This window comes from Pontibacter sp. Tf4 (assembly GCF_014212495.1).
Classification (GTDB): domain Bacteria; phylum Bacteroidota; class Bacteroidia; order Cytophagales; family Hymenobacteraceae; genus Pontibacter.
Map to the genome: position 1 here is coordinate 151,912 of NZ_JACKZC010000001.1, position 17,051 is coordinate 168,962.

Genomic DNA, 17,051 nt, shown 5'->3' on the forward strand with positions numbered 1-17,051 from the left:
CTATAGAACTATAGTTTATATCTTAGTAATGGCATCTTCAAACTATAAACCTGCTAACGTAAATTTTTCTGCTCGCGCAGAAAGTAAGTTGAAAACTTACAACCAAACACAGCCACAAGTTACGCTCCGCTAAACTTGCGGCAGAAACTGAATTTTAGTATCCTGCTCTAAACAAAAGAGACACAACGTATTGTGTCTCTACAAATCATGTTAAATCTGCTTCATCCCTTTAATCACCGGTTCAGACAGCAATATACTGCAACATCTCTTCCAGGAACTCGCGGGAGTTGCTCAGGCGCGGCACTTTGTTCTGGCCACCCAGTTTGCCTTTATCGCGGAGCCAGTTCATAAACGTACCTTTCGGGGCAGCGTGCACAATTGGTTCCTGCAGTGCAATGTCGTTCTGGCGCTTGGCATCGTAATCTGAGTTTACTTCGCGCAGCGTTTCATCCAGCAGATACGTGAACTGCTTCAGGTTGTCAGGTTCTTTTTCGAACTCTATTATCCATTCGTGCCCGCCACGTTTGCCGCTCTCCATGTAAACTGGTGCAGCTGTAAAGTTAGAGATAATTGCTCCTGTTACTTCGCAGGCCCTGGTAATGGCAGCCTCAGCATTCTCTACTATCACTTCCTCGCCAAAAGCATTTATAAAGTGCTTGGTGCGGCCTGATATTTTTATGCGGTACGGGCTCAGGTTTGTAAAACGAATGGTATCCCCGATCTTATAGCGCCACAGGCCGGCGTTTGTAGAGATAACGATAGCATAGTTCTTGCCTAACTCTACCTGGTCCAGTGTCAGTGTTTTGGGGTTTTCCTCGTCAAACTGGTCCATGGGTATAAATTCGTAGTACACGCCATAGTCCAGCATCAGCAGCATTTCGTCTTCGGTGCCTGCCTGGTCCTGTATCCCGAAAAATCCTTCCGACGCGTTGTACACCTCCAGGTAGTTCATTTTATCAGAAGGTATGATCTCGCGGAACAACTGGCGGTAAGGCCCGAACGCCACAGCCCCGTGGGTAAAGAGCTCCATATTCGGCCATACTTCCAGGATGTTGCTCTTGCCGGTCACTTCCAGAATGCGCTTCAGGAGCACGTAAGTCCAGGTGGGCACGCCGCTCAGGCTGGTCACATTTTCCTGCACCGTCAGCTCCACCATTTTCTCTATTTTCTCGTCCCACTTGTCCATCAGGGCAACTTTAAGCGGTGGCGTACGCATAGCTTCCGCCCAGATCGGCAGGTTCTGCATAATCACCGCCGACACGTCGCCGCACGATACCTTGGCATTTAGCTCGCTTGGCCGGTGGCTGCCGCCTATGCTCAGGCCTTTGCCGGTAAAAAGCTTGGTTTCCGGGAACAGGTTCACGTAGATAGAGAGCATGTCCTTGCCGCCTTTGTAGTGGCAATCTTCCAGGCTTTCGGTGCTGACCGGGATATACTTGCTGCGGGCATTGGTAGTGCCCGACGATTTGGCGAACCACTCTATTTTACCGGGCCACAGCAGGTTCTGTTCGCCTTTAATAACGCGCTCTATGTATGGGTATAGTTCCTCGTACGTGCTGACCGGTACACGTTCCTGAAACTCACGCACGCTCAGTTTATCGCTGTAGCCGTACATTTTGCCCCATTCTGTGCCCTTTGCTTTTGTAATCAGGTTCTGAAACAGCTCCTGCTGCACCTCATGCGGGTACTTCCGAAACAGATCAATATCATGTATCCGCTTCTTCATCACCCAGGTAACTATAGAGTTTATTATTTCCACAAATTCAGTTATCAGTTAACAGTTATTAGTAAACAGTAATCCGCCTAAGGCTTTAAATGTTTTGAGTTGATTCTTGTGGATTTCAGAATTGAAAACAGAATCTTGCTTAGCTCATCCACATCCTTTAACATACTTTCAGTAACTGAGCTATCTAAGTAATTAGTATCTCTAAGTAAACTTAACCAATATTTTGTTTCCAGACTCTCTTTGTAAGCCAGCGAAATCTTTGACGAGAAATCGGCAGTAGAAATACCACCATTTGCCTCTGCTACATTTGCACCTATAGAAGTACCACTACGCAGCAATTGCTTTGAAAGCACAAACTCTTTCTTCTCTGAACTAAGATGCTGATAAGCTCTTACAACCCTGATTGCAAAGGCATAGCACTTGTTATAAAGGTTATTGTCATTCATTCCGAAGCTATATAGGCTATACTTAGCGGAATAAAAAGCAGAAGGTTCTAAAATCTGATCATTGTTAACTGCTTACTGTTAACTGATCAGATTTTCCGCTTCAGCTCGAAGTGTTTGCCCAGGTATACGCGGCGTACCTGTTCGTCTGAAGCAAGGTCTTCGGCGGTGCCCGATTTCAGGATCTTGCCTTCGAAAAGCAGGTAGGCGCGGTCGGTAATGGAAAGGGTCTCGTTTACGTTGTGGTCGGTAATGAGTATGCCGATGTTTTTACTTTTGAGCTTGGCAACTATACTTTGGATCTCTTCTACGGCAATCGGGTCTACGCCTGCAAAAGGCTCATCCAGCAATACAAACTTAGGATCTACGGCCAGGGCGCGGGCAATTTCGGTACGGCGGCGCTCACCCCCGCTCAACACAACGCCTTTATTTTTGCGCACATGTGTTAACGAGAACTCTTCCAGCAGCTCTTCTACTTTCTCCTGTTGCTCCTGCTTGGTCTTGTTGGTCATCTCTAACACAGCCTGTATGTTCTCCTCCACCGTCAGTTGCCGGAAAACCGAGGCTTCCTGCGCCAGGTAGCCCACCCCGCGCTTAGCCCGCTGATACATTGGTAGTGCTGTTATATCTTCCGTATCCAGGAATATCTTACCGGCATTTGGCTTCACGAGCCCCACGATCATGTAAAACGACGTTGTTTTACCGGCACCGTTCGGCCCCAGCAACCCCACAATTTCGCCCTGGTTTACTTCCACGCTCACATCATTTACAACGTGGCGTGCTTTATATTTTTTAAATAGATGTTCAGCTCTGAGTATCATTTGGCTAAGTTACGGATAATGCAGCATACTGCAATGATGCAACTATAACGCCAGGCAGCGTGTTAGCGGTATACTTCTCCTGCTAATGTCCAATTTAACTTATACAACAATATGTATAAACGTTGCTGCATCAGCTTGTATTTCAGGAGATAGTTGTTTAGATTAAAATACTTTTAGCCACTTACCATTTTATGATGCTTTCTTTACTCCTATCTTTCAGTAGATATGCTGCGCTTACCGGCATGTTTTGGTATTCCTCAGTAGCGGGCCATAGTTCCGCTGTTGCAGAAAACAACCCCATAAAAACCGAAACCAATACCGACAAGACCAATAACAGCAGTTCTTCGCTGAAAGGGATAGATGTATCGCGGTGGCAGAAAGAAGTGGACTGGATGCAGGTAAAAGATGCCGGTGTATCCTTTGCCTTTGTAAAAGCCACCCAGGGCGATTTCAGGCTGGATCCATTTTTTGCACGTAACTGGGAAGAAACCAGACGCCACGGCATAAAGCGCGGCGCCTACCATTTTTTTAAGCCTGAAGCTCCTGTTGAAGATCAGATAAAACTGTTTACGAGCACAGTAACGCTGGCTACCGGCGACCTGCCACCAGTACTCGACGTGGAAGTAACAACACCCGGCATGAGCGGCGAGGAACTACGCGCCAATATAAAAACGTGGCTTGAGGCTGTAACCAAGTACTATGGCGTAAGACCTATTATCTATACCAGCCAGAACTATTACCGCCGCTGGCTGAAAGGTCATTTCTCTGATTATCATTTCTGGATTGCCCGCTACAGCCCGGTAAAGCCCGAAGTACACCACACCGATAGCTGGATGTTCTGGCAGTACACCGACAGCGGCTCGGTGGCCGGCATAAACTCAGCGGTAGATATCAACTTTTTTGCCGGAGACCTGGACCAGTTAATGAAACTGTGCTTACCCGAAATGGCTACTGCCAACGAGCAGGAAAGCCCGCTGCAGCAGTTCAGGCACACGTATCCGCAGCCATAGTTTGCTAAAGATAAACTATAGAAAGGCAGCCTTACCACCCGGTACAGGCTGCTTTTTTATTTCAGGCGGATGTCTTTTACAGACAGCTGGATGGAGATGTTGCCCCGGTAGTTATTCTCTTCTACGGTATAGCACACATCAAACGGAATACCTTTGGAGATGCGGTCGTAGTAGTCGCCAAACCCGAAGGCGATGGCATCAAAATACGTATAGTCGTCCTGGGTAAGGCGTAGTTTCAGGTGGGTATCGCCTACTACGCGCAGGTTGCCTGTATCATACACGCACTCCGACACAAACACCGGCCGCATGTTGCCCGGCCCGAACGGCTCCATCTGCTTTATAATACTGAAGAAATTCTTTGTGATCTGGTTCAGCCTGATTTTGGCGTCGATCTCTATCTGCGGGCACTTCTGCTCTTCGGTAATAGCATTGGCTACAAACTGCTCAAAACGCTCCCTGAAGGCCGGAATGTTCTCGACAGGTAATGTTAAGCCTGCGGCATACATGTGCCCGCCGTATTGCTCCAGCAGGTCTGAGCAGCTCTCGATGGCACTGTGCACATCAAAGCCATGCACCGACCGCGCCGACCCCGACGCTTTGCCATTTGAATGTGTAAGAATGATGGTAGGCCTATAGTACTTCTCGATACAGCGCGACGCTACAATTCCGATCACGCCTTTGTGCCAGTTCTCTTTGTAGAGCACCGTCGAGTTGGCTGTCCGCAGAAAATCGTCTTCTTCGATCATCTGCAGGGCTTCTTTGGTAATATTGCTGTCCTTGTCGCGGCGCGCCTTGTTCGATTCGTTGATGATGTCGGCCATCCGGAGGGCTTCGTCTTTGGTCTGGGCCAGCAGCATCCGTACCGAGTTTTTGGCGTCGCCCATACGGCCGGCAGCGTTTATGCGCGGCGAAAAACCGAATACGATGCTCGTAATATCCATTTCGCCGGTAATACCCGCCAGGTCTTTCAACGCGTCCAGTCCGGGGCGCATTGGCTTAGGAGAGTTCAGCAGTTGCAGTCCGTAGTAGGCCAGTATCCTGTTCTCGCCGGTAATAGGCACAATGTCTGAGGCGATGCTCACTACCACCAGGTCCAGAAAATTGAATAGTTCTTCCAGGTCTACGCTGTTCTGCAAACAGAACGCCTGCAGCAGTTTAAACCCAACCCCACACCCCGAAAGCTCTTTGTACGGATACAGGCAGTCGAATTGCTTGGGGTCCAGCACAGCCACAGCCTGAGGTATATCATCGTCGGGCAAATGGTGGTCGCAGATAATAAAATCTATCCCGAAGCTGGCTGCATAAGCTACTTTGTCTGCTGATTTTATGCCACAGTCCAGGCTGATGATGAGCCCGAAACCATTGGCGGCCGCATAGTCTATCCCCTGCGTTGATACGCCATAGCCTTCCTTGTACCTGTCCGGAATGTAAAACTCGATCTGGTGGGTATAATGGCGCAGAAAACCATACATCAGCGCGACCGACGTGGTCCCATCTACATCATAGTCACCATAGATCAGGATCTTTTCGGAGCGGTGCAGGGCTTCTGTCAGTCTGTTTACAGCGCGGTGCATGTCCTTCATCAGGAAAGGATCATGCAGGTCGGCAAGCGAAGGACGGAAGAAAGCGCGGGCTTCCTCAAAACTATAGATACCACGCTGGCCCAGTATGCCGGCCAGTGTCGGGCTTATCTTCAGTTCCCCGACAAGTTTGTCTATCGTTTCTTCAGCTACCTCCGGCTTATATACCCACCTTTTCTCCATTTTGCTTGCTGTACTAAATCAGATATCTGCAAAGTTAACTAATTTAAGCAGGTTTTAGTTTGTTCCTGGCTGGCTTCCGCGCCTTATTTGCTTTAAAATCTGTACTTTTACATTTTCACAACATTTGCCGCCATGAAACGATTCAGAGCTGTTTATGAGAAGTATAAGGATTACTCCCTTGATCTGGTGATGTACGGGACGTTTCTCCTCTTTCTCCTCATCCTGTTCATCTTTTTCAGCTAAGATTTAGGCCGGTTATTTTGTACCTATAGTTCTATAGTTGCGGTTGGTCCAACCACCCCTGCCCCTTAGATGTTACGCTCGCTGTTTTCGGAATCGCTTCTCGGTAGTCTAAAGCGGAAGATTTGCTGCTTTATTATAGTTTGATTTATAGTTAGCGAACACACCCCTACCCCTCTCAAGAGGGGAATTACTGCCATGATTATAGTTGGGGGAGCTATAGTTTCATAGTTGGCGTTGGTCATCCCCCTGCCCCCTTCAAAGGGGGACTTTGCTGCCTTTACCATAGTTTGAACTATAGTGCTATAGTTACCGTGGTTCAAACCACCCCTACCCCTCCTTATCCAAGGAGGGGAACTCTGATATTGCTATAATTCAATAGCTATAGTTTTATAGTTAACGATATTGAGCGGACAGGTCGCGACCTGTCCCTACGGAACTATAGCCACGAGTAAAACAGATCTGCTTTAGCCAAGAAACTTCAAGTAAACTATAGTTACAGCAGAAGCTATCGAACTGTTATCAGTCTTTGGGTTGAGCGCCTCGAGAGGTTCCGGTGCCGATAGGCAATCCAAGGCACGAGGATAGCAAGAAGGCAGCAGCGCGATGCCCGAAGACGAGACCTCCCGGCCCGGGAGGGAGCCAAGCAAACTATAAAACGATAGGCTCTTAGAGCTCCCAGGATGAAAGGTAACTATAGAACAACGGCTTGTTTCCAGTTGCAATTGGCTTCAACTATAGAACTATAAGACAAATAAGATCCCTCGACTTCGCTCGGGATGACAAAGGAGCAGCTATAACTTATCAAACTATAGCCAAAGCTTAAATCCTGTAGATTCACTAATCCTATAAATTCTGATTCAGGCAGCTATCAATTCACACTATCGCCGCGTAGTTTACGGAAGCGTTTTCGGGCTTCGGCTACGAAAATGCTGCCCTGGTGCTTCACGAGCAGGTCGTTGTACAGCTGTTGTGCTTTGACGGGGTCTTTCAGGTTCTCTTCGTAAATATAGGCCATCCGGAACAGGGCATCGTCGCTCAGAATGTCGTATTGCGGGTTTCCGGCTATTTTCTGCAGGCTGGCGATGGCTTCTGTAAAATTCCCCATTCTTTCCTGTATGGCGGCTTTTTGGAAATAGATCTCGTCGGTTAAACTATGGCCGGGATATTTCTGCAACATGGCATCCAGTTGGGTAAGGGCTTCCTGCATCTTGTTCTGAAACACCAGCAGTTCGATGGCGGCATATTCTTCCATGGCGGTTGTTGATGTATCTAGGCCGGTGTTATCCGTGATCAGCAGGCTCAGGTCCATGGCATCGTTGGCAATTTCGCGGCTGGTGGCCAGTTTCAGAATATCCAGGTGGGCCTGCGCCAGTTCAAAATCTCCTTTAAAGTAGCTCAGGCGGGCATTCCGTAATTTTGCTTCGTAGCCAACCGGCGTGTCTTTATGCGATTTTTCGACCTGCGAATAAAGCAGGGTCGCTTCCCAGGGTTCTCCTTTCAGCAGGTAAATGTCCCCCAACGTCAGCTTGCTTTCTGCTACGAGGTTGGCATTGGCGCGGGGCATGGCAATGGCTTCCTGCAGTAATTCAATGGCTTTGGCTTTATCATCCAAATAAAAGGCATACAGGTTGGCCATGTGCTGCAGTACCTCTGCGGTGGCGGCACTGCGGCCTACTTCTGTCAGCAGGGCATCGTAATCAGCAATCAGGGCGCGTATCTTTTCTCTATCAACCGGAAATGTATTCTGCACCTGCTCCTCGCGGGCATTGATCAGACGCTGGCGGGCCACCAGGTAAAAAGGGCCTTCCGGATACTCATTTACAATGTACTCAAACGCCTCTATGGCACTTTTATAGTCTTTGTTTTTGGCACTGATGTTACCGAGCTCCATAACCCTGGAGCCACCACTGCGGGTACGCTTGTCTACGGCGCGTGCCTGCATCAGGGCAGCGTAAAAGTCCAGCCGTTGTATATATAGCCAGATCAGTAGCTCGCTGTAGGCCAGTTTATCGGGTTGCTGCTGCACCCGCATGATCAGTTCCTTCTCCAGCGCATCCAAAGCTTTCTCGTCGCGCAAACTGTTCTGGAGCATGTTTTGTACATAGCCTATCTCTGTTTCATTTTCCTGCAGCAGGTTTAGCACTTCTGGCACCAGGGCTTCATTCTTCCGGCGGTACGTGTACAATGCTATCAAAGGGCGGTTGTGCTCCAGTGGGTCTTTGCTCAGTTCCCGGCTGCGCAGGTAGGTCTGCTCTGCCTGGTCGTATAGTTCGTTCTGTATAAAAGCGCTCGCAATGGCTATAGCCGATTCAGGAGTTGTCTGCGAAATGATCTTGTTAAAATGCTTCTCGGCGGCGGCCTTATCGCCGGCTGCCTGGAATACCAATCCCAGATCTACTTCATAGTTATAGTTGCCGGGGTTCTGTTTTATAGTTCGTTTTACAAGCTTTTCGGCAGCTTTATAGTTGCGCAGGGCCAGCAGCGTTTTAAGGTAATCAGGGTAAGTGGCTGCAAAATAGCGTTTGTCCTCTACCAGCTTTTCAAACAGGGCTTCGGCTTTCTGGTACTCGCCTTTGCTGTAGTACTCGCGTGCCAGTGCCAGGTCCTGGCCTGTTTGCGCCTGTGCCGTTACCGACAACAGCGCCAGGCAAAGTGCCAGTAGCAGGTATAGTTTTCTGAATGGAGCCATAGGTGTACTTACAACGAGTTTTTGCCTGAACTTGATATAGCTATTTGCTTGCTTCTGAGGTTAAAAGTTAAATGTTGTACGTTGGATATCCTATAAAACAAACGAGCCACTCTGCGGGAGTGGCTCATTTTATACTATAGCAACCGGCGGCTTAGAAGAACTTAACGCGGTTATCTACAATGTTGGATTTCTCTTTAATGGCATCAAATGCTCTGCTTTCTACGTTACCGGTGCGCATGTTTACTAACTGCTGCTTCACACCAGAAAGGTCTTTTACTTCCGGAGCTTTGTTCAGGGCAGTAAGTTCTACCACCATCACACCACCGTTTCCTTCGAAAGGCTGTGTACGGCCACCCGGCTTCAGACCGAAAGCTTTACCTACTGCTACCGGCTCCAGGCCGATGCCAGGTATTGTTCCGGCTGCAAACGTTACATCGTCAGCTGTTCTAAGCATAGCATCCGGGCCATAAGCGGCAGCCATCTGGTCTACAGTGCCTTTTGTTTTCTGTATCTTCTCGATGATCTGTTTTGCCTTCAGTTCGTTACGAACGGCAGCTGTCAGCTCATCTTTGATATCCTCAACTTTAGCGTAGCCTTTTTCGTGCTTACCAGTCAGTACAGCTACCACAAACTCATCACCGATCTCGAATACCGGCGATACATCTCCTACTTCTGTATCTTTGGCATATGTCCAGCGCACAAGCTCGCGGGCATTGGTCAGGTTGCCGGCCACAATGTTGTTCTTACCGATCTCTTTTACTTCCTGCTTTACAAGGGCTTTGTTTTCGGCAACATTCTTACGGAACCCTTCCAGGTTGTCGCTTGTGCCTGACAGCTCATCAGCTATCGCATAAGCAGCATCGCGGGTAGTTTCGCTTGGCTCAATAGCGCGCTGTATAGTTGCAATCTTGTACGAGCGGCTTGTTTTAGGAGCAGTAACTTTTACAATGTGGTAACCATATTCCGTCTCCACAAGCTCTGGCAACAGGCCAGCCGATGAAGCACCAAACACGGCTTTCTCGAATGGCGCTACCATCTGGCCAGACTCAAACCAACCCAGGTCACCGCCCTGCGAGGCAGTACCGTCAGAACCATGCTGCGCTGCCATCTGGGCAAAATCAGCACCTTTCTTTATCTGATTCAGGATATCAGTAGCTTTAGCTTTTGCTTCTGCTTTTGCTTCCGGGGTATCAGCTGATGGCTGGATAAGGATGTGGCTTGCTTTGGCAGCACTCTTACCACCATCTTTAACATCCAGTACTTTATACAGGGTATAAGATGTCTCGGTCGTATACGGGCCGTAAACTTTGCCTTCTACCAGGTTTTCGTTGCGCAGTTGCTCAGGCAACTGGCCCGGGATCACATAAGTACCGTTAAATGGCACATCAGAGTTTGTATTTACGAAGGCAGAGTCGTTGGTAGCTGCTGCAAACTGCTGCGCTACAGAGGCCATTTCTTCCTGGTACGACTTGTTATCTTCTTCTGAGGCAGCTACCGGAATGGAAACATACTCTATGCTGCGGCCTTCCTCTACTTTGTAAAGCTCTTTGTTGCGCTCATAAAAATCTTTCAGCTGCGCATCAGTTACGGTTACAGCCGAATCCGATATCGTAAAGAATGGTACGTACATTACTTTAACCGATGCGGTGGCATTCTGCGCGTTAAAGAAGTTTTTGGCTTCTGCTGTAGTTACATAAACAGACTTGCTCAGCAGGTTGGTGTATTTTGCACGAACGCGGTCGGCGGCTATACCCTGCTCAAAGTTGGTCCACATTGGTCTGTCTTCCGGCGACATGTTCTGCAGGTACTGCACGATCTGTGCCTGGTCGAATTCACCTGTCTGTGGGTTTGTGAAAGCCTGACGTACTGCCGGGTGTATGTTGTTACCCTGCACCATATCAAACAGTTCTTCTTCCGATACGGCTATGCCCAGGCGCTCGTACTCTTTCTCTAAGGCAATTTTAAAGATCAGCTGATTCCAGGCCTGCTCACGCATCATAGCCATTTCACCTTCGTTGGCGCTTCTGCCTATCTGCGCTTCATAGTTCGCCTTGGTTTGCTGGAAAATATTATCAAACTCCTGGTATTCAATCGTTTCACCAGCTATCTCACCAATCTCGTTGGCGTCGTTTCCAAGAAGCCTTGAGTTTGGCCCAAGCAGGTCGCCGCCTACTACAAAAATGCCAAGCCCAATGGCAATGGCGCCTACCGCCCAACCAGACTTCTCTCTAATCTTGTTAATTAATGCCATTATCTGTTTAACTTATAAAAAGGATTGTGCAAAATAAGGTTAATCGCGCTAAAATTCAAAATTTTATGCATTTCTGTTTAATGTTCCGGTTCTGCCTGAAAATCTGATGCTTTTACCAGCCGGACGGTGTTTATCCGGTTTTCGTCCATGGTCAGGATCGTGATCTGGTACGGCGGGTGTTGCAGCACATCGCCCGGCGACGGTATCTCTCCTATCTCTGAAAAAATAAAGCCCCCCAGCGTCTCATAATCGCCTTCGGGCAGATCCAGGCCATACTTATCGTTCAGGTAGTCAATTTCCAGGCGGGCGCTCAGCATGTATATACCTTTATCGGGCGCGGCCTGCTCCAGGGTATCATCCAGATCGTACTCGTCCTCTATCTCCCCGAAAATCTCTTCTATCACGTCTTCCACGGTCACGATGCCGGCTGTGCCGCCAAACTCGTCCAGCACCACGGCTATGCTGCGGTGTTCAGCTACAAACTTTACAAACAGCTCGCTGGCCAGCATGCTTTCCGGCACAAGGCTAACCGGCACCAGTATATCTGCTATCTTTTCCGGCCGCTTAAACATATCCAGCTGGTGGCAATAGCCAATAATGTTATCGATGTTATCGCGGTACACCAGTATTTTGGAATGGCCGGTCTCGGTAAAGGTTTTGCGCAGGCTTTCCACAGGGTCGTTTTCTTCCACAGCTTCTATCTCGGTGCGTGGCACCATACATTCGCGCACCTTTACAGTCCTGAATTCCAGTACATTATGGAAAATTTCCGGGTCAACTTCCGGGGCGTTCTCCTTATCCGGATGATACAGCCTGTTTTTGATGTAGGTGTTCAGATCCGTAAAGCCAAATACCGGTTTCTGGTCCGAGAATTCTATTTTAAACAGCTTTTCGGCTACCAGTTTGCTTAGCTTAACAATAACATACACTACCGGGAACAACAGGTAGTAAAACACAACTATAGGCAGCGCCAGCACCTGCAGCATGCGGTTCGGGTTGATAACGAACAGGCTACGCGGCAAGAACTCTGCTGTCAGCAGCATAACCACCGAAGCCACGGCAATCTGAATTACCAGAATAAGCAGGTCGTATTGTACCTGATCCGGGAAGGTGTGGGAAAGCACATTATGCAGCAGGCCGGCAATTGCAAAGCCATACAGCACCAGGGCAAGTGTATTTCCGATCAGGGCAGTGCCCATCAGGCGCGAAGGATGCTGCAACAGGTGCCACAATATGCGGCCGGAGAGCACCCCGTTTTTACCGCTAAGCTCTATCTGCAGCCTGTTGGCCGACATAAAAGCTATTTCGACGCCCGAAAAAAATGCGGACAACAGCAGGCCTGTTACTAAAAATATGATCTGGTCGGGTTCTATCATGTCAGGTTATACCGTTACCGGGACTGGCTCTTCTTTTTGCGGTAGCCATACAGGATGTACAGCCCCAAGGAAATCATAAAAATCCAGTAGTTAGCGGCAACACTTTCTTCTATGCTTCTGTGGATGCCAATGATCATTGCCACAAAAGACAGCGATAATAAAATGGTATTAATTAATTTTTGGTTCATTACTCTTCCAGGTCAAAAACACCTGTTATCTTTTGGATGGTATAATTCTCGAAGTTCTGGTCAGAGCGCAGCCCATGCCCGGTTACCACGCGGTTCGGAGTTGTTATCTTCACAAACTTATCGGTATAGATCTTGCGGCGACGGCGGTCCCAGTATAGTTCCTCTGTTTCCAGTTTTTCCTGTTTCAGGATGTTATGCACCTGCACATCTCCTTTTGCAAAATATATTTCCTTGCCTTTATCCTGGTGGCCATAGTTGGCGCGCATAGTAGAGGTTACCTGGCCTTCCTGCTGCATAAACTCCACGTAAAACCCTTTCGGGAAAACGCCGTCTCCGCCTTCAAATTCCTGCTGCACAGGTGCCTTCATCCGGATCATAAGCTTGGCTGAATCGCTGTACAGGGTAAAAACATCTTTGTTCTCGATCACAGGGCCCTTGTACTTCACTTCTTTATCCGGGTCTTTCAGGTCCTCGCGGCAGCCTGCGCCTGTTATCGCAAAGGTTAACAGTAGTACATATTTCCAGCATTTTCTGTTCATTGGCCGCTCAGTGGTTTCTGTGTGAAGTTAGCAAATTTTGTGCGAATGTGTAAATGCCCGGGCAATACGGTAGCTTATAACACAAGAAAGGCCGCTTTACAACGGCCTTCTGTTTCAATCTATAGTTGGGTATAGCTATTCTATTCTTCGCTTAATAAACCAGCGGCTGTTTACGGTAACGCCAATGTTGAACTGGAAGTAGTTTTCCTGTACACGGCCGTTGTCTTTAGTACCACGCATACCGTAGCCGAACGATGTGTTTAGCTGGTACATATCATAAATGGTAGAGCGGCCAAACGGAAATGTTGCCCCGAATGTAACGCCTTTGTCGTTCAGTTGCTCGCCGCCAACCTGGTAAGGCGTATTGCCATAGTAAAGACCTCCACGATAAGTCACACGCTCGAAGTAATTACCCACCGAGTTAGCATCTGGCGTGAATTCGGCACCAACGCTGGCACGGTAGCTGTCAACCAGTTTCTGTTCGTTGTTAAGGTCTTTAAAGTCAGACCATTTCTGTGTAAGGTAATCTGCTGCCAGTGTAAAGTTAGAACCGTTATCGATGCTGATACCTGCTGCAAAGCTCGACGGCAGATTTACCTTGCCTGTTGTGCTAACGGCAAATAAGCTGTCCTGTACGCTTAAAGGGGTGCGGCGCTCGAAGGATGCGTAACGGTCAGCATCCAGGTCCGTTTTGTGGGTATAAACAGCTCCGGCACTGAAAAACAGCTTATCGGTTACTTTGCTTCTATAGTTGGCTCCGGCTTTAAAAAGCAGTGCATTGTACTTTGTTTCCTGGCTTCTTACTACCTGCTCTACCTCTAAGGTTCTGGAGTCAGTTATAGTAGAATCCAGTATGGTTGAAATAGACTCCTTGGTGATATTACCGAACAGGTAAGACGCGCTGCCACCAATAGTAAGGCCTTTGGTCAGGCGGATACCGTGGCCGAACGACAGCTCTGAAATGCCGCCATCGCCAGTATATTGTTCTGTGATCACGATATCTTCCGAGATCCTGTTGCGTGATATCACATCATACGACACGTTGGAGTACGGGCGCAGGCTTAGGGCTGTGGTCCAGCGCTGCGACATGATCGGGATGGCTAAGGAAACTGCCGAAAGATTAGCAGTACCGTCTGTCTGCGACTGGGTGGCATTCTGCAGTTTTTTTACCTCACCGGCTACGCCTAATTCAAAAACAGTAGTGCTGTTATAGTAGAGCAATGCGGGGTTGGCCGTATTTATCTGGAAAATATTTCCTGCGCCAACGCCTGTATTAGCCATACCTGCATTCCGGATATTGCCTGTGTTATAGTTGTACTCGCCTATGCCGTAGCGTGAGTAAGGGGCATTACCAATATTCTGTGCCTGTGCACCATACCCTAAGCAAAGTACAGCAGCGCAAACCAGACCGCGAAGTGTTTTATACATTATGAATCAAAATTCTGTGAAGCCCGATCAAGACTAATTCAGGAATTACAAAGATGCGTCCTTTTAATTTACTTTCAAAAAATCCTGCATCGCCACCGCAAAGTATAACGGTTAAATCCGGCGCTTTTTTGGAATATAGTTGTATTAAACCGTTAAGTTCGGCTATAGTACCCACCAAAACGCCACTCAAAATAGACTCTTGTGTGGTTTGCCCGGTTAGTGTAAAGTTATCAGGAATTTGGTCTATTAACGGAAGCCTTTGTGTAAAAGTATGCAGGGCCTTTAATTTCATGCGCAGCCCCGGCGCAATGCCGCCGCCCTCGTAACTTCCGTTGCTGGTCACAAACTCATGGGTAATGGCTGTGCCGGCATCAAACACCAGGCAATTCTGTTCCGGGAAAAAGTAATGTGCCCCAACGGCGGCTGCAATTCTGTCGGCACCCAAGGTTTGCGGCGTTTTATAGTTGTTTAAAACAGGCAAGGCTGTCTGTGCCGATAAAACCACTGTTTTACCGGTTACAGACAGCCTTGCGCTATAGTCTGCAGCATCGGCGGCTACGCTGGCAACTATGGCATGCTCAAATGTATGGTTTGTTATCTCTGCCGGGATGTTTTCCAATCCCTGAAAATAGCCCTGTTTTACCAGGTTATTTCCTTCGAAGATGCCATACTTGGTGCCGGTATTGCCCGCATCAACCGCAATGCTTTGCATAGGTTCTTACATAAAGTATTTCAGACGGATCAGCTCTTTCTCTGAAAGGTAACGCCAGTTGCCGCGTGGCAGGTCTTTTTTAGTCAGGCCTGCATACTGCACTCTGTCCAGCGATACTACTTCGTAACCAAGGTGCTCGAAAATACGGCGCACAATGCGGTTACGGCCAATGTGTATCTCCAGCCCCAGGAACTTGCCTGTATCGCCGATCATCGCCACATCATCTACTTCGGCTTTGCCATCCTCCAGTTCTACGCCTTCCGCTACTTTCAGGAAATCTTCTTTCGTGATCTGCTTGTCCAGTTCTACCTGGTAAATCTTTTTAACACCGTTAGATGGGTGCGTCAGCTTTTGGGCCAGTTCGCCATCGTTTGTAAACAGCAGCAAACCAGTTGTATTACGGTCTAAGCGGCCCACCGGGAAGATGCGTTCGTTTGAAGCTTTTTCTACCAGGCTCATCACTGTTTTGCGGCCTTCCGGATCGTCTGTTGTGGTCAGGAAATCCTTTGGCTTGTTCAGCAGCACGTATACCAGTTTCTCGCGGTTCAGGATCTTTTTGCCATACTGCACGGTGTCTTCCGGACGAACTTTAAAGCCCATTTCGGTTACAACCTGGCCGTTCACTTTAATTTCACCCGATTCGATCAGCGTATCAGCTTCGCGGCGCGAGCAGATACCGGCATTAGCAATGTAACGGTTCAGGCGGATAGTGCCGTCGTTCTCTTCCTTACGGTTGCTTTTTTTGATGCGCGGATTGTTCTCGTAATGCTTGGTGTTATAGTTTGGTGTTTCCGGCTCGCCCAGTTCTTCACGGTTCGAGAAGCTGGTTCTGCGGTCTCTGCTATTAAACTTGCCACCACGGTCAGACTTGAAGTTTCTTTTCTCACCATCAAAGCTGCGCTCTTCTCTTCTGAAAGGTCTTTCTTCGCGGTTGTCTCTTCTGTCTGATTTAAACGGACGACGTTCGCCGCCTTCGTTTCTGTCTGAACTATAGTTGCGGCGCTCGCCACGATCTTCACGGTTAAAGCTACGTTTTTCGCCGCGTTCTTCTCTGTTGAACGGTTTGCGGTCCTCGCGGTCGTTTCTGAAAGAGCGTCTTTCCTCGCCACCTTCTTCTCTCGGTCCACGACGGTCCTCACGACGATCGGAGCTATAGTTACGACGCTCGTCTCTTTCGGTGCGTTCGCCAAACGATCTGCGTTCGCCACCTTCTCTTCTGTCGTTGTAAGGCTTGCGCTCTCCACGATCTGAGTTGAATGAGCGGCGCTCTCCGCGGTTATAGTTACGCTCCTGGCCTTCCTCGCGGCGTGGCTTAAAACCACCGCGCTCTTCACGCTCTTCGTTTCCGCGCTTAAAGCTGAATTTCTTTACGCCACTCTCCTCGCTGCTATCTTCTCTTTTAAAGGCAGGGCGGTCGTTGCCAAAAGAACGGCCTTCGCTATTTCTTCTGTCAGGGTTAAATGATCTGCGCTCACCACCTTCGTTTCTGTCTGAACTATAGTTGCGGCGCTCCCCACGATCTTCACGGTTAAAGCTGCGTCTCTCACCACGGTCTTCGCGGTTAAAGTCACGCTTTTCGCCACCTTCTCTGCGGTCTCTGAACGATCTTCTTTCGCCTTCTTCGCCTCTTTCAGAATTGAATGAGCGGCGGTCTGTATCTTCGTATTTATCTCTTCTGTTAAATATTTTTTTCTCGCCACGGTCATTACGCGGACGGTCAGACGAGAAGCGGTTATTCTCTCTTCTTCCTGCGCCGTCGTTGCCGCGGGCAGGTCTTTCGTTATCTCTTGCCATTGTTAATTTCTTTTGATGCAGTATCGCTACTGTACCTTATATGCAGTAAAATTGAAAATTCGTTGTTG

At 48.5% G+C, this 17,051-nt stretch carries 13 protein-coding genes; 1 reads left to right on the forward strand and 12 read right to left on the reverse strand.

Annotation, left to right across the window (positions count from 1 at the left end; genetic code table 11):
* Positions 1-241: 241 nt before the first annotated feature.
* From H7F15_RS00630 to lptB, 3 genes are all read right to left on the reverse strand, one after another.
* Positions 242-1,726 carry a GH3 auxin-responsive promoter family protein gene (locus H7F15_RS00630; protein ID WP_185195438.1) on the reverse strand — a complete coding sequence of 495 codons (1,485 nt, stop codon included), beginning with the start codon at positions 1,724-1,726 and terminating at the stop codon, positions 242-244.
* Positions 1,727-1,803: 77 nt separating this feature from the next.
* Positions 1,804-2,172: a four helix bundle protein gene (locus H7F15_RS00635; RefSeq protein WP_185195014.1), complete on the reverse strand. Its 369-nt coding sequence runs from the start codon at positions 2,170-2,172 to the stop codon at positions 1,804-1,806.
* 86 nt (positions 2,173-2,258) lie between these two features.
* Positions 2,259-2,990: an LPS export ABC transporter ATP-binding protein gene (gene lptB / locus H7F15_RS00640; protein ID WP_185195015.1), complete on the reverse strand. Its 732-nt coding sequence runs from the start codon at positions 2,988-2,990 to the stop codon at positions 2,259-2,261.
* Between the two features lie 191 nt (positions 2,991-3,181).
* Between lptB and H7F15_RS00645 the strand changes: the two genes are divergently transcribed.
* Positions 3,182-4,000 (forward strand): glycoside hydrolase family 25 protein, encoded by an 819-nt coding sequence (locus H7F15_RS00645; RefSeq protein ID WP_185195016.1) that lies wholly within the window; start codon positions 3,182-3,184, stop codon positions 3,998-4,000.
* 56 nt (positions 4,001-4,056) lie between these two features.
* Here H7F15_RS00645 and recJ read toward each other — a convergent pair whose 3' ends face one another.
* The 9 genes from recJ to H7F15_RS00690 all read right to left on the reverse strand — a co-directional run bounded on the left by recJ (position 4,057) and on the right by H7F15_RS00690 (position 16,983).
* On the reverse strand, positions 4,057-5,763 hold the full coding sequence (recJ, locus tag H7F15_RS00650) for a single-stranded-DNA-specific exonuclease RecJ (RefSeq protein WP_185195017.1): 1,707 nt from the start codon (positions 5,761-5,763) through the stop codon (positions 4,057-4,059).
* A 1,111-nt stretch (positions 5,764-6,874) separates the two neighbouring features.
* Positions 6,875-8,695, reverse strand: a complete 1,821-nt coding sequence (locus H7F15_RS00655) for a tetratricopeptide repeat protein (protein WP_185195018.1) — start codon at positions 8,693-8,695, stop codon at positions 6,875-6,877.
* A 151-nt stretch (positions 8,696-8,846) separates the two neighbouring features.
* The gene (locus H7F15_RS00660) at positions 8,847-10,946 is read right to left on the reverse strand and encodes a peptidylprolyl isomerase (RefSeq protein ID WP_185195019.1); all 2,100 of its coding nucleotides are present in this window, start codon (positions 10,944-10,946) and stop codon (positions 8,847-8,849) included.
* Between the two features lie 77 nt (positions 10,947-11,023).
* Positions 11,024-12,322 carry a hemolysin family protein gene (locus H7F15_RS00665; protein WP_185195020.1) on the reverse strand — a complete coding sequence of 433 codons (1,299 nt, stop codon included), beginning with the start codon at positions 12,320-12,322 and terminating at the stop codon, positions 11,024-11,026.
* 14 nt (positions 12,323-12,336) lie between these two features.
* Entirely contained in the window at positions 12,337-12,510 is a 174-nt protein-coding gene (locus H7F15_RS00670) for a hypothetical protein (RefSeq protein ID WP_185195021.1), read from the reverse strand.
* Positions 12,510-13,049, reverse strand: coding sequence for an LPS export ABC transporter periplasmic protein LptC (gene lptC / locus H7F15_RS00675; protein WP_185195022.1), 540 nt, complete (start codon positions 13,047-13,049; stop codon positions 12,510-12,512). The genes H7F15_RS00670 and lptC overlap by 1 nt, the downstream gene beginning before the upstream one ends.
* A gap of 135 nt (positions 13,050-13,184) precedes the next feature.
* Positions 13,185-14,477, reverse strand: a complete 1,293-nt coding sequence (locus H7F15_RS00680; protein ID WP_185195023.1) for an OmpP1/FadL family transporter — start codon at positions 14,475-14,477, stop codon at positions 13,185-13,187.
* Positions 14,470-15,189 (reverse strand): type III pantothenate kinase, encoded by a 720-nt coding sequence (locus H7F15_RS00685; RefSeq protein WP_185195024.1) that lies wholly within the window; start codon positions 15,187-15,189, stop codon positions 14,470-14,472. Before H7F15_RS00685 ends, H7F15_RS00680 begins: the two co-directional genes overlap by 8 nt.
* A gap of 6 nt (positions 15,190-15,195) precedes the next feature.
* A complete protein-coding gene (locus tag H7F15_RS00690) occupies positions 15,196-16,983 on the reverse strand; it encodes a pseudouridine synthase (protein ID WP_185195025.1) in 1,788 nt (595 codons plus the stop codon).
* Positions 16,984-17,051: the final 68 nt, after the last annotated feature.

What these genes read in the sequence shown, in the direction of transcription:
- H7F15_RS00655 (WP_185195018.1), bottom strand. Translation starts at nt 8,695, where the DNA reads ATGGCTCCATTCAGAAAACTATACCTGCTACTGGCACTTTGCCTGGCG.
- lptC (WP_185195022.1), bottom strand. Translation starts at nt 13,049, where the DNA reads ATGAACAGAAAATGCTGGAAATATGTACTACTGTTAACCTTTGCGATA.
- lptB (WP_185195015.1), bottom strand. Translation starts at nt 2,990, where the DNA reads ATGATACTCAGAGCTGAACATCTATTTAAAAAATATAAAGCACGCCAC.
- H7F15_RS00670 (WP_185195021.1), bottom strand. Translation starts at nt 12,510, where the DNA reads ATGAACCAAAAATTAATTAATACCATTTTATTATCGCTGTCTTTTGTG.
- H7F15_RS00680 (WP_185195023.1), bottom strand. Translation starts at nt 14,477, where the DNA reads ATGTATAAAACACTTCGCGGTCTGGTTTGCGCTGCTGTACTTTGCTTA.
- recJ (WP_185195017.1), bottom strand. Translation starts at nt 5,763, where the DNA reads ATGGAGAAAAGGTGGGTATATAAGCCGGAGGTAGCTGAAGAAACGATA.
- H7F15_RS00635 (WP_185195014.1), bottom strand. Translation starts at nt 2,172, where the DNA reads ATGAATGACAATAACCTTTATAACAAGTGCTATGCCTTTGCAATCAGG.
- H7F15_RS00665 (WP_185195020.1), bottom strand. Translation starts at nt 12,322, where the DNA reads ATGATAGAACCCGACCAGATCATATTTTTAGTAACAGGCCTGCTGTTG.
- H7F15_RS00645 (WP_185195016.1), top strand. Translation starts at nt 3,182, where the DNA reads ATGATGCTTTCTTTACTCCTATCTTTCAGTAGATATGCTGCGCTTACC.
- H7F15_RS00685 (WP_185195024.1), bottom strand. Translation starts at nt 15,189, where the DNA reads ATGCAAAGCATTGCGGTTGATGCGGGCAATACCGGCACCAAGTATGGC.
- H7F15_RS00690 (WP_185195025.1), bottom strand. Translation starts at nt 16,983, where the DNA reads ATGGCAAGAGATAACGAAAGACCTGCCCGCGGCAACGACGGCGCAGGA.
- H7F15_RS00630 (WP_185195438.1), bottom strand. Translation starts at nt 1,726, where the DNA reads ATGAAGAAGCGGATACATGATATTGATCTGTTTCGGAAGTACCCGCAT.
- H7F15_RS00660 (WP_185195019.1), bottom strand. Translation starts at nt 10,946, where the DNA reads ATGGCATTAATTAACAAGATTAGAGAGAAGTCTGGTTGGGCGGTAGGC.